This is a genomic window from Pseudomonas sp. AIG, from assembly GCF_977020205.1.
The window spans coordinates 56,874-71,381 of the sequence record NZ_CDROCK010000018.1 but is presented as its reverse complement, the minus strand read 5'-3'; the positions used below and the strand labels follow the sequence as shown (position 1 = coordinate 71,381).

Annotated in this window: 13 protein-coding genes and 3 tRNA genes; 1 reads left to right on the top strand and 15 read right to left on the bottom strand. The window is 57.5% G+C overall.

The annotated features are described in order from the left end of the window. Positions 1 to 212 precede the first annotated feature (212 nt). Positions 213 to 1,061, top strand: coding sequence for a carboxylating nicotinate-nucleotide diphosphorylase (gene nadC, locus ACWR1S_RS13050; protein WP_077571044.1), 849 nt, complete (start codon positions 213 to 215; stop codon positions 1,059 to 1,061). 51 nt (positions 1,062 to 1,112) lie between these two features. Here nadC and ACWR1S_RS13045 read toward each other — a convergent pair whose 3' ends face one another. From ACWR1S_RS13045 to folP, 15 genes are all read right to left on the bottom strand, one after another. Beyond that, positions 1,113 to 1,412 carry a DUF6388 family protein gene (locus tag ACWR1S_RS13045; protein WP_034154593.1) on the bottom strand — a complete coding sequence of 100 codons (300 nt, stop codon included), beginning with the start codon at positions 1,410 to 1,412 and terminating at the stop codon, positions 1,113 to 1,115. A gap of 241 nt (positions 1,413 to 1,653) precedes the next feature. Further along, positions 1,654 to 1,729: transfer RNA gene (locus ACWR1S_RS13040), tRNA-Thr, on the bottom strand. Positions 1,730 to 1,923: 194 nt separating this feature from the next. Beyond that, complete coding sequence (gene pnp, locus ACWR1S_RS13035; protein ID WP_454563769.1) at positions 1,924 to 4,026, bottom strand: polyribonucleotide nucleotidyltransferase; 2,103 nt, start codon at positions 4,024 to 4,026, stop codon at positions 1,924 to 1,926. Between the two features lie 193 nt (positions 4,027 to 4,219). Next, a complete protein-coding gene (gene rpsO / locus ACWR1S_RS13030) occupies positions 4,220 to 4,489 on the bottom strand; it encodes a 30S ribosomal protein S15 (protein ID WP_003177875.1) in 270 nt (89 codons plus the stop codon). Positions 4,490 to 4,631: 142 nt separating this feature from the next. Next, on the bottom strand, positions 4,632 to 5,549 hold the full coding sequence (truB, locus tag ACWR1S_RS13025; protein ID WP_454563768.1) for a tRNA pseudouridine(55) synthase TruB: 918 nt from the start codon (positions 5,547 to 5,549) through the stop codon (positions 4,632 to 4,634). A gap of 4 nt (positions 5,550 to 5,553) precedes the next feature. Next, entirely contained in the window at positions 5,554 to 5,955 is a 402-nt protein-coding gene (rbfA, locus tag ACWR1S_RS13020; RefSeq protein ID WP_007915259.1) for a 30S ribosome-binding factor RbfA, read from the bottom strand. Between the two features lie 160 nt (positions 5,956 to 6,115). Next, entirely contained in the window at positions 6,116 to 8,647 is a 2,532-nt protein-coding gene (gene infB, locus ACWR1S_RS13015; RefSeq protein WP_454563767.1) for a translation initiation factor IF-2, read from the bottom strand. 27 nt (positions 8,648 to 8,674) lie between these two features. After that, positions 8,675 to 10,156, bottom strand: a complete 1,482-nt coding sequence (nusA, locus tag ACWR1S_RS13010) for a transcription termination factor NusA (protein ID WP_454563766.1) — start codon at positions 10,154 to 10,156, stop codon at positions 8,675 to 8,677. A 47-nt stretch (positions 10,157 to 10,203) separates the two neighbouring features. Beyond that, entirely contained in the window at positions 10,204 to 10,662 is a 459-nt protein-coding gene (gene rimP / locus ACWR1S_RS13005; protein WP_007915250.1) for a ribosome maturation factor RimP, read from the bottom strand. Positions 10,663 to 10,801: 139 nt separating this feature from the next. Beyond that, positions 10,802 to 10,878, bottom strand: a tRNA-Met gene (locus ACWR1S_RS13000). A 97-nt stretch (positions 10,879 to 10,975) separates the two neighbouring features. Beyond that, positions 10,976 to 11,061 (bottom strand) — tRNA-Leu (locus tag ACWR1S_RS12995). Between the two features lie 22 nt (positions 11,062 to 11,083). Then, positions 11,084 to 11,470, bottom strand: a complete 387-nt coding sequence (gene secG, locus ACWR1S_RS12990; protein WP_016986497.1) for a preprotein translocase subunit SecG — start codon at positions 11,468 to 11,470, stop codon at positions 11,084 to 11,086. A 4-nt stretch (positions 11,471 to 11,474) separates the two neighbouring features. Next, entirely contained in the window at positions 11,475 to 12,230 is a 756-nt protein-coding gene (gene tpiA, locus ACWR1S_RS12985; protein ID WP_016986498.1) for a triose-phosphate isomerase, read from the bottom strand. A 65-nt stretch (positions 12,231 to 12,295) separates the two neighbouring features. Then, positions 12,296 to 13,633, bottom strand: coding sequence for a phosphoglucosamine mutase (gene glmM, locus ACWR1S_RS12980; protein WP_454563765.1), 1,338 nt, complete (start codon positions 13,631 to 13,633; stop codon positions 12,296 to 12,298). Positions 13,634 to 13,649: 16 nt separating this feature from the next. Next, positions 13,650 to 14,501, bottom strand: a complete 852-nt coding sequence (gene folP, locus ACWR1S_RS12975; protein WP_454563764.1) for a dihydropteroate synthase — start codon at positions 14,499 to 14,501, stop codon at positions 13,650 to 13,652. Between the last annotated feature and the right edge of the window lie 7 nt (positions 14,502 to 14,508).

The window sequence follows — 14,508 nt, the reverse complement described above, 5'->3', positions numbered from 1 at the left end:
GTCATGACGTCAAATGCAAGGCGGATTATCTTTCATAACTTGTACCCGACGCCATAGTCGTCAGGGTTTCCCCTATGCCCTCTCAGTGACCATGTCATGGCACGGTTTGCTCAAACAAAATCGACCGGATGCAGGCAAACGCGCGCGTTCTCGCCTTGGGTTGGCTCCTGCCATGCCCCTATAATCGAACCACTTTGTTTGTGGAGCCCGTTATGCCGAATCTACGTCTCGCCGATTTGACCGCCGAAATCGAAGCCAACGTGCGCCGTGCGTTGCTCGAAGACATCGGCAGCGGCGACATCACCGCGCAACTGATCCCGGCCGAACGCCTGGCCAAAGCCACCATCATCACCCGCGACGCGGCTGTCATCTGCGGCACCGCTTGGGTCGATGCCGTGTTTCGTCAGCTCGATCCGCGGGTCGCGGTGCATTGGCAAGTGGTCGATGGCGAGCGGGTAAAACCCAATCAGCCGTTGTTTCACCTGGAAGGCCCGGCCCGTTCGCTGCTGACCGGTGAACGCAGTGCGCTGAATTTTCTGCAGTTGCTTTCCGGCGTAGCCACGCGCGCGCAGTACCTGGCCGACTTCGTCGGTGCCACTCAGGTCAAACTGCTCGACACCCGCAAGACTCTGCCGGGCCTGCGATTGGCACAGAAATACGCGGTGACCTGCGGTGGCTGCCACAACCATCGCATCGGTCTGTACGACGCGTTCCTGATCAAGGAAAACCACATCGCCGCCAGCGGTGGCATCCCGCAGGCGATTGCCGCCGCGCACAAGATTGCGCCGGGCAAACCGGTGGAAGTCGAAGTGGAAAGTCTGGATGAACTGAAAGAAGCACTGGCCGCCGGCGCCGACATCATCATGCTTGATGAGTTGAGCCTGGACGACATGCGCGAAGCCGTGCGCCTGAACGGCGGCAAGGCGAAACTGGAAGCCAGCGGAGGCATCAACGAAAGCACGCTGCTGCCGATCGCCGAAACCGGGGTGGATTACATCTCGATCGGTGCGATGACCAAGGATGTGAAAGCGGTGGACCTGTCGATGCGACTCAGTCTCTGAATACTGCGCGCAATAAAAAACGCCAGCCCGGTTGAGGCTGGCGTTTTTGTATCAGACCACCAGATTATTCATCTCGCAGTACTCGTCCCACTCGACACCCAGCACTTCGGCCGCCTCTTTGTGCAGCACGAGACGCTGCGCCTCGAACTCCTCCGGCGTGCTCGTGTACTTGAGCGTCAGTTCCCACGGCTGCAGGCCCTGGGCTTCAGCCTCGTCTTCGAAGGCCCACTGAATCTGATCTTTCTGATCATCAGGACTGAGGTCCTTGATCTCTTCCTTCAGGTCCGGTACGTCCAGAATGTACTTTTCCAGCGCCTGTTCGTGACGTTGCTCTTGAGTTAATTCGGTCATGGCGTTCTCGCTGATCGTAAGAATGGAGGATGGATCTGGATCATCAAGGATCTCTCTGACGCGGATTGTCCGGCCTTCGGAACCATTCGGGATCATCTGAAAACTGCTGGGCGATGCTCATGCAGGCACCGAATATAGGACGTTTGCATGACGAATTACACGGGTCTTTACATCTCTCCCACAAAAAGCTGACCTGCGGAACATAACTCCGCATGGCAATGAGCGCGAGTGAGGAAAACGGTGGTGCCCGAGACAGGAATCGAACCTGCGACCTTCGCGTTACGAGTGCGCTGCTCTACCGGCTGAGCTACACGGGCGGTGGGCTAAACCTAGCACCGGTTTTCACAAAAGCAAAGATCGCAGCCTGCGGCAGCTCCTACACGATCGGGTTATCACACCACTTGTGTAGGAACTGCCGCAGGCTGCGATCTTTTGATCTTTATGCCAGACAAAAAAATGCCCCGCCGTTTTCACGGCGGGGCATTTTCATTGCGCTAAAGCCTGGGGGTGATTAAACGCCCGAAGCCTTGGCCGCTGCCACGTCTTTGATCGACAGCTTGATACGGCCGCGGTTGTCCACGTCCAGTACCAGCACTTCCACTTCCTGGCCTTCTTTCAGGATGTCGGTCACTTTCTCTACGCGAGCGTCGCTCAGCATCGAGATGTGCACCAGACCGTCCTTGCCTGGCAGGATGTTGACGAATGCGCCGAAGTCGACGATGCGCTCAACCTTGCCGACGTAGATCTTGCCGATCTCGGCTTCAGCGGTGATGCCCAGAACGCGCTGACGTGCTGCTTCAGCCGCTTCCTTGGTTTCGCCGAAGATCTTGATCGAACCGTCGTCTTCGATGTCGATCGAAGCCTTGGTTTCTTCGCAGATCGCACGGATGGTCGCGCCACCTTTACCGATAACGTCACGGATTTTGTCGGTGTCGATTTTCATCGCGATCATGGTCGGTGCGTTGGCCGACAGCTCGGTACGCGACTGGCCGATGATCTGGTTCATCTGACCGAGGATGTTCAGGCGCGCTTCCAGGGCTTGGCCCAGAGCGATTTCCATGATCTCTTCGGTGATGCCCTTGATCTTGATGTCCATCTGCAGCGCAGTAACGCCTTTGGCGGTACCGGCTACTTTGAAGTCCATGTCGCCCAGGTGGTCTTCGTCACCGAGGATGTCGGTCAGGACGGCGAATTTCTCGCCTTCTTTAACCAGACCCATGGCGATACCGGCAACCGGCGCCTTCATCGGCACGCCAGCGTCCATCAGGGCCAGGGAAGCGCCGCAAACGGAAGCCATCGAGCTCGAACCGTTGGATTCGGTGATTTCCGAAACCACACGGATGGTGTACGGGAACACGTCAGCGGCTGGCAGCATGGCCGAAACCGAACGACGGGCCAGACGGCCGTGACCGATTTCACGACGACCAGCACCACCCATGCGACCACACTCGCCCACCGAGAACGGAGGGAAGTTGTAGTGCAGCATGAACGGGTCTTTTTTCTCGCCTTCCAGGGTGTCCAGCAGCTGTGCGTCACGGGCGGTGCCCAGCGTCGCGACTACCAGAGCCTGGGTTTCACCACGAGTGAACAGCGCCGAACCGTGAGTCTTCGGCAGAACGCCGACTTCGATGTTCAGCGGACGTACGGTCTTGGTGTCGCGGCCGTCGATACGTGGCTTGCCGTTGACGATGTTTTCGCGAACGGTGCGGTATTCGATTTCGCCGAAAGCGGCTTTGACTTCGCTGGACGAAGGCTGACCTTCTTCGGACAGCTTGGCAACCACCTGATCCTTCAGCTCGCCCAGACGCGCATAACGGTCGGCCTTGATGGTGATGGTGTAAGCCTGGGAGATCGCTTCGCCGAACTCGGCACGGATAGCACCCAGCAGTTCGGTGGCTTCTGGAGCAGGAGCCCAGTTCCAGGTTGGCTTGGCAGCTTCAGCGGCCAATTCTTTAACCGCGTTGATCACAACCTGGAATTCGTCGTGAGCAAACAGTACCGCGCCCAGCATCTGGTCTTCGGTCAGCTCTTTGGCTTCCGATTCAACCATCAGTACGGCGTCGGAAGTACCGGCAACGACCATGTCCAGGCTCGAAGCAGCTTGCTGCTCGTAAGTCGGGTTCAGCAGGTAGCCGGTGCTTTCGTGGAAAGCCACGCGAGCGGCGCCGATCGGGCCGTCGAACGGGATGCCCGAGATAGCCAGGGCAGCCGAGGTACCGATCATCGCAGCGATGTCCGGATCGGTCTTCTTGCTGGTGGAAACGACGGTGCAGACAACCTGCACTTCGTTCATGAAGCCTTCTGGGAACAGCGGACGGATCGGACGGTCGATCAGTCGGGAAGTCAGGGTTTCTTTCTCGGAAGGACGGCCTTCACGCTTGAAGAAACCGCCAGGGATCTTACCGGCAGCGTAAGTCTTTTCCTGGTAGTGAACGGACAGAGGGAAGAAGCCCTTGCCCGGATCGGCTTGCTTGGCACCTACAACAGTCACCAATACGCTGACGTCGTCGTCAACGGTGACCAATACTGCGCCGGAGGCCTGACGGGCGATACGGCCAGTCTCGAGGGTAACGGTCGACTGACCGAACTGGAATTTTTTGATTACCGGGTTCACGGTGTCCTACCTTCTTTGTGGCTCTTGGGGGAATCGGTTTCTTGCGAATTCTTGGGCAATGTCGGGAATCGGCCCAACGCCTGTCCAGGGTAAAACGTGTATCCAGATAAAACTTGAGGCTGGGAGCCTGCAAGGCGCCAGCGGTAAACCGCAGACGTCTGGCAGACAACCAACCTCATAGCGCAATCGCTGATTAGCGACGCAGACCCAGGCGACCGATCAGAGTCTGATAACGACCCAGATCCTTGCCTTTCAGGTAGTCCAGCAGCTTGCGACGCTGGTTTACCATGCGGATCAGACCACGACGGGAGTGGTGATCTTTACCGTTGGCCTTGAAGTGACCTTGCAGCTTGTTGATGTTGTGGGTCAGCAGTGCAACTTGCACTTCTGGCGAACCAGTGTCACCAACAGCTTGCTGGTAGTCAGCAACGATTTGAGCTTTTTCTTGAACGTCGAGAGCCATGAGGCAATCCTTTTATCAGGAAGCTGTTTCAGGGAAACAGCTTCAACAGGCCAGGGACAAATCCCTGTATCTATAAATGAGTCGTGACCGTGCCTGTTAACAGCCACACTCGCCGACCTGCTGTTACACAGGCCGGTTCCGGTCATTCTGACCGAATCAAACGACGTGGCGCGATGCGCCCGTCTTCGCTCACTTCACCGATACCGATGAAGCGACCATTGTGATCCTGTACCCGCACCATGCCGAATTTCGGAGCATCCGGGGCACGTACCGGCTGGCCGTTGAGCCAGTAGAACGCGCTCGCTTCCGAGAAGTGCAACAACGGCCAGTCCAGCAGGCCGCTGTCCGATGGCATCAGGAAGCGATCAACCGCTTCATTGCCGCCTTCGGCATGTACCGCTTCGAGCTCTTCGAGGGTAACCGTTTGCGCCAGGGTAAAAGGCCCGGCCTGGGTACGGCGCAATTCAGCGACGTACGCACCACACCCGAGTTGCTCACCGATATCCTCCACCAGAGTGCGAATATAGGTGCCCTTGCTGCAGTCCACCGCAAGACGCGCAGTATCGCCTTCGAAGGCCAGCAATTCCAAGCGCGCAATAGTAACAGAACGCGGTTCGCGCTCCACTACTTCGCCTGCACGAGCCAGCTTGTACAGCGGCTGGCCATCACGCTTGAGCGCCGAGTACATCGGCGGTATCTGACTGATTTGCCCACGAAAGTTCGGCAAGGCCGCTTCGATATCGGCGCGACCAACGGTCACCGGGCGCTCCTGCAAAACCTCACCTTCGGCATCCGCCGTGGTGGTGGTCTTGCCCAGTTGCGCCAGGGTTTCATAACCCTTGTCGGAATCGAGCAGGTATTGCGAGAACTTGGTCGCCTCGCCGAAGCACAGCGGCAAGACGCCGGTGGCCAGCGGATCGAGGCTACCGGTGTGACCGGCCTTCTCGGCATTGAGCAGCCAGCGAACCTTCTGCAGCGCAGCGTTGGAGGTGAACCCCAACGGCTTGTCGAGCAGGATGATACCGCTGACGTTACGACGGATACGTTTGACCTGAGCCACCGAGTTACTCCTTGGTGTCTTCAGGTTCAGCAGCGACCGGGTGCTGATTGTCTTCAGCAACCGCACGCTCGATCAGGGCCGACAAGTGCGCACCACGCACGACGGATTCGTCGTAGTGGAAGTGCAATTGCGGCACGCTGCGCAGCTTCATTTCACGGGCCAGTTGCATGCGCAGGAAACCTGCGGCGGCATTCAGCACCTTGATGCTTTGCGCGATGTCTTCAGCGTTGTCCTGCCCCATCACGGTGATGAAAATCTTCGCGTGACCGACGTCACGGCTGACTTCAACAGCGGTAATGGTGACCAGACCCACACGTGGATCTTTGACTTCGCGACGGATCAGTTGGGCCAGCTCACGCTGCATCTGATCGCCGATACGTTGGGTACGGCTGTATTCTTTTGCCATGATTTTGTTACCTGTTACTGCCCCACGGTGAAACCCGCAAGGTCTGAAAGCGGCAAACGCCCGGCCTGACAAATGCCAGACCGGGCGTTGCGTTTAGAGTCCTTGTGATGCGCCACACCCTTGAGTGCGGCCGACCATCACGGCTCCTGAAGTGCGCGAGTTAGAGGCTGCGAGCAACCTGAACCTTCTCGAAGACTTCGATCTTGTCGCCGACTTTGACGTCGTTGTAGCTCTTCACGCCGATACCGCATTCCATGCCGGCACGTACTTCGGAAGCGTCATCCTTGAAGCGGCGCAGGGATTCCAGCTCGCCTTCGAAGATAACGATGTCTTCACGCAGTACACGGATCGGACGGTTACGGTGCACAACACCTTCGATCACCATGCAGCCAGCGATCGCGCCAAACTTCGGCGAACGGAACACGTCACGCACTTCGGCCACACCCAGGATGTTCTCGCGAACATCACTGCCGAGCATGCCGGTCAGGGCTTTCTTGACGTCTTCGATGATGTCGTAGATCACGTTGTAGTAACGCATGTCCAGACCTTCCTGCTCGACAATCTTCCGTGCGCCAGCATCGGCACGCACGTTGAAGCCGAACAGTACAGCGTTCGAAGCCAGTGCCAGGTTAGCGTCGGACTCGGTGATACCACCGACACCGCCACCCACTACACGCACTTGTACTTCGTCGTTGCCCAGGCCATTCAAGGCACCGTTCAACGCTTCCAGCGAACCACGGACGTCGGATTTGAGGACGATGTTGAGCGTCTTCTTCTCGGCCTGACCCATGTTTTCGAAGATGTTTTCCAGCTTGCCGGCGTGAGCGCGAGCCAGTTTGACTTCGCGGAACTTGCCTTGACGGAACAGAGCCACTTCACGGGCTTTCTTCTCGTCGGCAACCACACTCATCTCGTCGCCAGCGTCCGGAGTACCGTCCAGGCCGAGGATCTCGACAGGGATGGAAGGACCGGCTTCTTTGATTGGCTTGCCGTTCTCGTCGAGCATGGCGCGAACGCGGCCATAGTTCGAACCGACCAGAACCATGTCGCCTTGGCGCAGGGTACCGTCTTGAACCAGAACGGTTGCCACCGGGCCACGACCTTTGTCGAGACGCGATTCAACCACAACACCACGGCCAGGAGCCGATGGCGTCGCTTTCAGTTCGAGAACTTCAGCTTGCAACAGTACGGCTTCAAGCAGCTCGTCCACGCCAGTACCGACTTTCGCCGATACCGGTACGAACGGCGTATCACCGCCCCACTCTTCGGAAGTCACGCCGTGAACCGACAGTTCGCTACGGATGCGATCGAGATCGGCGCCCGGCTTGTCGATTTTGTTCACCGCTACAACCAGTGGAACGCCAGCCGCTACTGCGTGCTGAACAGCTTCAATGGTCTGCGGCATCACGCCGTCGTCCGCTGCAACCACCAGAATCACGATGTCGGTCGCCTTGGCACCACGAGCACGCATTGCGGTAAACGCGGCGTGACCCGGGGTGTCGAGGAAGGTGACCATGCCGCGTTCGGTTTCAACGTGGTATGCACCGATGTGCTGAGTAATACCACCGGCTTCGCCAGCAGCTACCTTGGCACGACGGATGTAGTCGAGCAGCGACGTTTTACCGTGGTCAACGTGGCCCATTACGGTCACGACTGGAGCACGGGAGAACGACTCACCTTCAAACTTCAGGGACTCGGCCAGGGAATCTTCCAGAGCGGTGTCGCTGACCAGGGTCACTTTGTGGCCCAGTTCTTCGGCTACCAGTTGAGCAGTTTCCTGATCAAGCACCTGGTTGATGGTCGCTGGAGTGCCCAGTTTGAACATGAACTTGATGATTTCAGCAGCCTTGACCGACATCTGATTGGCGAGATCGCCAACAGTGATGGTCTCGCCGATCTGCACATCACGCACGACAGGGCCGGTTGGGCTCTGGAAACCGTGGGCGTTGCGCTTCTTCAGCTTGGCCTTGCCGCGACCACCGCGACGGAAGCCATCGCTTTCTTCGTCGGTAGTGCGTGGCGCCACACGTGGAGCCGGCGCTTTTTCTTTGACCGAGGCGCGATGCGGAGCGTTTTTGCGCTCGCCATCACCGCCACCGCTGCGACGATTGTTATCGTCAGCACGTGGCTTGTCCGGACGGCGCTGTTCGTTCTGCTTGTTGCGAACTTCAGCAGACGGCGCTGGAGCAGCGGCAGCGACCGGTGCGCTTTCGCGTACAGGTTCGGCAGCAGCAACCGGCGCAGCAGCAGGGGCGCTGTTAGCGTTCTGCGCAGCAGCAGGCTGATTACGCGCTTCTACTTCGGCGCGTTGCTTGGCTTCTTCTTCAGCCTTCTGACGGGCAGCATTTTCTACTGCGCGACGCTCATCCAGTTCACGCTTGCGCTCGGCTTCGATTTCTTCCGGGCTGCGCTGTACGAAAACTTTCTTTTTGCGGACTTCAACGCTGATGCTTTTGCTGCCAGCAACACGCAGGGTGCTGGTGGTTTTACGCTGCAGCGTGATCTTGCGTGGTTCTTCCACTTTCGCCTTGTGGCTGCTTTTCAAGTGAGTCAGCAGGGACTGCTTCTCACTGTCAGTCACATTTTCTTCGGCGGCGGTGTGCGGCAGACCTGCCTCACGCATCTGCTGCAACAGGCGCTCTACCGGTGTTTTGACCTCATCGGCCAGTTGTTTCACCGTGACTTGCGTCATGCACTTCTCTCCTCAGGCCGCGCCTAATTACTCGAACCAGTGGGCTCGGGCGGCCATGATCAACTTGCCGGCACGATCATCGTCAATGCCGTCGATGTCGAGCAGGTCGTCAATAGACTGCTCGGCCAGGTCTTCGCGGGTAATTACGCCGCGCACCGCCAGTTCCATCGCCAAATCCTTGTCCATACCCTCAAGCGAGAGCAGGTCTTCGGCCGGATGGGCGTCTGCCAGCTTTTCCTCAGTAGCGATGGCTTTGGTCAACAAACGATCCTTGGCACGAGCGCGAAGCTCGTTGACGGTATCTTCGTCAAAGCCGTCGATGTTGAGCATTTCTTCCAACGGTACGTAGGCAATCTCTTCCAGGCTGGTGAAGCCTTCATCTACCAGCACCTGTGCCAGGTCTTCGTCGACTTCCAGCTCGTCGATGAAGTTGCGCAGGATGTCGCCGGTTTCTGCTTGCTGCTTAGCCTGGATGTCCGATTCGGTCATCACGTTCAGGGTCCAGCCAGTCAACTGGCTCGCCAGACGCACGTTCTGACCACCGCGACCGATGGCCTGAGCCAGATTGTCTGCGCCAACGGCGATGTCCATTGCATGGGCATCTTCGTCAACGATAATTGCCGCAACCTCAGCCGGGGACATGGCGTTGATTACGAACTGAGCAGGGTTGTCGTCCCACAGGACGATATCAACACGCTCACCGCCCAACTCGCCCGACACTGCCTGGACGCGCGAACCGCGCATACCAATGCAAGCGCCCTGCGGGTCGATGCGTTTGTCCTTGGAGCGGACGGCGATCTTGGCGCGCGAACCCGGATCACGGGACGCTGCCATTACTTCGATCAGGCCTTCGGCAATTTCCGGCACTTCGATACGGAACAGCTCGATCAGCATTTCCGGCGCGGTACGCGACAGGATCAGCTGCGGGCCACGGTTCTCGGTGCGGATTTCCTTGAGCAGCGCACGCAGACGCACGCCGACACGGAAGGTTTCGCGAGAAATGATGTCTTCACGGGCCAGCAACGCTTCAGCGTTGTTGCCCAGATCGACGATCACGTTGTCGCGGGTGACTTTTTTCACGGTGCCGGAGATGATTTCTCCCAGGCGCTCGCGGTAGGCGTCGACCACTTGAGCGCGCTCGGCTTCGCGAACTTTCTGCACGATGACTTGCTTGGCAGTCTGTGCAGCGATGCGGCCGAACTCGATGGATTCGATCTTTTCTTCAACGACGTCGCCAACCTTGGCACCCGGATGCGTTTCGGCAACCTTGGTTGGCCAGGTTTCGATGGCCGGATCGTCGAGATCATTCTCTTCGACGACCGTCCAGCGACGGAAGGTTTCGTATGCCCCGGTGTGGCGGTTAATTTCCACACGCAGGTCAACTTCGTCTTCAAAACGCTTTTTGGTAGCAGTGGCCAGAGCCAGCTCCAGCGCTTCAAAAATTACGCTTGCCGGTACGCCCTTTTCATTGGATACCGACTCAACAACCAGCAGTACTTCTTTGCTCATCGTACGCCTCGCCTTTCGCAAGCCATTGGATCCGCGGGATCCGCGTCTCAGTCAAAACTGGGAATAATGTTGGCCTTGTCGATCATATCGATCGGCAACAGGAACTCATGGTCATCTACCTGCACCACGACATCCTGTTCTTCTACACCGCGCAGAAGGCCCTGAAAGTTGCGTCGCCCTTCGAAAGGCGAGCGCAGCTTGATCTTCACTTGTTCACCGGCAAACTTTGCAAACTGCTCAAGAGTGAACAGTGGGCGCTCCATGCCAGGCGAGGAAACTTCGAGGGTGTATTCAACGGAAATTGGATCTTCAACATCCAGTACACCGCTGATCTGACGGCTGACAATGGCGCAATCGTCCACCAGCACGCCACCCTCTTTATCGATATAAACGCGCAACATCGAGTGACGACCCTGAGCCGAAAACTCGATACCCCAGCATTCATAGCCCAGGGCCACGACCACCGGGGCCAGCAAGGCCTGCAACTCTTCTAGCTTGCTCGACACCTGAACCCCCTAGTGCATGATATGTGCATGCTTTGCAAAATAAAAAAATGGGCTAAACGCCCATCCTTGAAACGCCGTCGAACAGCGGCGTTGAAAGTGTCCAGCTAACAAAAAGCCCCTTAAAAGGGGCTCCTTAAACTGGTTGCGGGGGCCGGATTTGAACCGACGACCTTCGGGTTATGAGCCCGACGAGCTACCAGACTGCTCCACCCCGCGACAAAGCTGGGGCGGAAGTATACGACCGATCCCTTATAGGGTCAATGTAACCTTCCACCTGCAAGAAAGCCCGCAACAGCGGGCTCTCCTGACTAATTGGTACCGAGAAGGGGACTCGAACCCCTACACCCTATGGGCACAACCACCTCAAGGTTGCGTGTCTACCAATTCCACCACCTCGGCAAAACTACGTTTGAAACCCTTCTTACTTCTGCTCTTGAGCTGGAGGCACGTCAGTCGCTGGGGTAGCCGACTTTTGCTCTTGAAGCACCGGGACATCATCAGAAGCCGGTTGTTGTTGCTTAGGTACTTCCAACACTGCTGGATTTGGGAGACCTGCCTGAGTCAGCTGATGAGCCTTCTCTTTAGCAAAATAACCTAACCCCAAGCTGGTTATGAAGAAACCGGCGGCAAGTATAGCAGTAAACTTACTAAGAAAGGTAGAGGAACCTTGGCTTCCGAACACAGTATTTGAAGCACCTGCTCCGAAAGACGCGCCAGCGTCCGCACCCTTACCCTGCTGCAGCAAAACCAGAGCAACTACGCCCAATGCACCCAGCAGATGAAAAACGACTACGACTGTTTCCAGCATTTTTTCAGTTTCCCGCGGCGCGACAAATCGCACCGAACTCATCTGCATTCAGGGAAGCTCCACCAATGAGCCCCCCATCGATATCCGGCATGCCGAACAGTTCGACCGCATTGGCCGCCTTCACGCTGCCGCCGTATAGAAGCCGCACACCTCGTGCGACCTCAGAATTCTCTGCCGCCAACTGCTCGCGAATGGCTTTATGCACATCCTGAGCTTGCTGCGGCGTTGCAGTCAGCCCGGTACCAATGGCCCAGACCGGCTCGTAAGCAATGACTGCCTTGGCAAAAGCACCAACACCCAGCTCCTCGATGATGCTGCCCAGCTGACGCCCGACAACTTCAAGAGTTTTTCCGGCTTCGCGCTGCTCAAGGGTTTCCCCTATACACAACACCGGAATCAAACCACATGCCTGCGCCGCTGCGAACTTGCGATTCAGCATCCCGTCTCGCTCACCCATTATCTGGCGGCGTTCGGAGTGCCCGACAAGCACCAGGGAACAACCTGCATCCACCAACTGACTCGGAGCAATTTCACCGGTCAACGCACCTTGCATGGATTCCACCGCAGAATTCTGCGCGCCGACCGAAATCGACTTGCCTTTCAAGCCATCAATCACTTGATTGATATACAAGCAAGGCGGGAATACCGCGACATCAACACCGCTTGGCAAGGCCAGATGACGAAGGCCGTTGATCAGCTCAGCGACGCTGGCGCGGGTACCGTGCATCTTCCAGTTACCAGCTACCATAGGGCGACGCATGCTGTACCTCGTCGGTCAAAGTGGGCGCAGATGTTACCCAACACAATCATGGCTTGCAAGCCGTATCAGGCAGAAACTTCAGTTACCAGTTTTGCCAACTCTTCGGCGTAGTTGCGAACCTGGGTTTCGTCCTCGCCTTCGACCATTACGCGCACCAACGGCTCTGTCCCGGACTTGCGCAAAAGCACGCGACCGCGCCCCGCCATTGCCTGGGTGACACGCGCACTCGCTTCCTTGACAGCTGGGTGTTCCAGCGGACTCTCGCCACCACCGAAACGCACATTGATCAGTACCTGAGGGCACTTGCGCAATGCCTGACGCGTTAGTGCCAAACCTTCATTACGGGTCTTCAACGCCATCAATACCTGCAAGGCCGCAATGATCGCATCACCGGTGGTCGTGTGATTGAAGCAAACGATATGCCCCGAATTCTCGCCGCCGACCAGCCAGTTGCGCTCAAGCAACTCGGCGATCACGTAGCGGTCGCCGACATTGGCACGAATGAATGGAATCGAAAGCTCCGCCAGCGCGAGCTCCAGACCCAGATTACTCATCAGGGTACCAACGACGCCGCCCTGCAATTTGCCACGCTCATGGAGGTCACGGGCGATGATGAACAACAATTCGTCGCCATCAACGATGGCGCCAGTGTGGTCGACCATCAAAACCCGATCGCCATCACCATCAAAAGCGATCCCCAGATCGGCGTGCTCAGCAAGCACCGCCGCCTGCAGCGGCCCCATATGAGTCGAGCCGCAATTCTCATTGATGTTCAGACCGTTAGGCTGGGCCGATAACACGACGACTTCTGCACCCAACTCCCGGAAAACACTTGGAGCAACTTTATAGGTCGCACCATGCGCACAGTCGATGACGATTTTCAGACCGGAAAAACTGGTGCCGGTTGGCACGCTGCTCTTGCAGAATTCGATGTAGCGACCTGAGGCATCGTTGATTCGCGACACTTTGCCGATTTTGCTCGACTCAACCACCGTCATGGGGGTGTCGAGCAACTCTTCGATCATCAGTTCCAGCTCATCCGGCAGCTTGGTGCCTTTACCAGAGAAGAACTTGATGCCGTTATCGTCATGCGGATTGTGCGAAGCACTGATCACAATACCGGCCTCAGCCTGGAACGTGCGCGACAGATAGGCGATGGCCGGTGTCGGCATAGGACCCAGCAGCATCACATCGGCACCTGCCGAAGTCAGACCGGCTTCAAGCGCCGACTCGAACATATAGCCGGAAATCCGCGTGTCCTTGCCGACCAGCACCTTACAGGCGCCCATTTTGCGAAAGGCCATGCCGGCCGCCCAGCCGAGCTTGAGCATGAAGTCAGGAGTAATCGGGTATTCACCGACTCGACCACGAATGCCGTCAGTACCAAAGTATTTCTTGCTCATAAATGCTCCAACATTCTTATTCGGCTGAGTCCACGGCCGCGATCATCCGCACCACGTCTACCGTTTCCGCAACATCATGGACGCGCAATATACGCGCACCTTTCACCGATGCCAGTGCCGCCAGTGCCAGACCGCCATGCAGCCGCTCACCGACAGGACGATTCAAGGCCTGCCCGATCATGCTCTTTCGAGAAACACCCACCAGCAAAGGCCTGCCCAACGCATGCAGGGCCTCCATGTGTTTGAACAAGCTTAGATTGTGCTGCAAGGTTTTGGCGAAGCCGAAACCCGGATCGAGAATGATCCGCTCCGCAGGAATACCTGCCGCCGCACATTGCGCCATGCGCTCAGTGAGAAAATCGCCGACTTCACGCGTGACATCCTGATACTGCGGATTGTCCTGCATATCTCCGGGCTCGCCGAGCATATGCATGAGGCAAACCGGCAAACCGGTAGCCGCCGCCGCATCCAGTGCACCATCGCGCTGTAGCGAACGCACGTCGTTGATCAGCCCGGCACCTAGCCGCGCAGTTTCGCGCATGACGGCAGGTGTAGACGTATCCACCGAAATAATCACATCCAGCTCGCGATTGATCAGCTCGACGATCGGCGCCACACGCTCAAGCTCTTCGAGCGGTGACACTGCGCGCGCGCCTGGGCGAGTGGACTCGCCACCGACATCAATCAGCGTCGCACCAGCAGCAACCATGGCTTCGGCGTGGCGCAAAGCCGCATCCAGCTGACTGTATTGGCCGCCGTCGGAGAAAGAATCAGGGGTGACATTGAGAATACCCATGACATGCGTCTGGGCCAAATCAAGAACCCGGTTGCCGCAAGGCAACCGGGTCAGGGACTGTACAGAAGTCATTTCAAAC

Bases quoted from the DNA above. Each gene is read 5' to 3' on its own strand.
- ACWR1S_RS13045 (WP_034154593.1), bottom strand. From the start codon at position 1,412: ATGACCGAATTAACTCAAGAGCAACGTCACGAACAGGCGCTGGAAAAG.
- rbfA (WP_007915259.1), bottom strand. From the start codon at position 5,955: ATGGCAAAAGAATACAGCCGTACCCAACGTATCGGCGATCAGATGCAG.
- nadC (WP_077571044.1), top strand. From the start codon at position 213: ATGCCGAATCTACGTCTCGCCGATTTGACCGCCGAAATCGAAGCCAAC.
- nusA (WP_454563766.1), bottom strand. From the start codon at position 10,156: ATGAGCAAAGAAGTACTGCTGGTTGTTGAGTCGGTATCCAATGAAAAG.
- infB (WP_454563767.1), bottom strand. From the start codon at position 8,647: ATGACGCAAGTCACGGTGAAACAACTGGCCGATGAGGTCAAAACACCG.
- secG (WP_016986497.1), bottom strand. From the start codon at position 11,470: ATGCTGGAAACAGTCGTAGTCGTTTTTCATCTGCTGGGTGCATTGGGC.
- tpiA (WP_016986498.1), bottom strand. From the start codon at position 12,230: ATGCGTCGCCCTATGGTAGCTGGTAACTGGAAGATGCACGGTACCCGC.
- glmM (WP_454563765.1), bottom strand. From the start codon at position 13,633: ATGAGCAAGAAATACTTTGGTACTGACGGCATTCGTGGTCGAGTCGGT.
- rpsO (WP_003177875.1), bottom strand. From the start codon at position 4,489: ATGGCTCTCGACGTTCAAGAAAAAGCTCAAATCGTTGCTGACTACCAG.
- folP (WP_454563764.1), bottom strand. From the start codon at position 14,501: ATGACTTCTGTACAGTCCCTGACCCGGTTGCCTTGCGGCAACCGGGTT.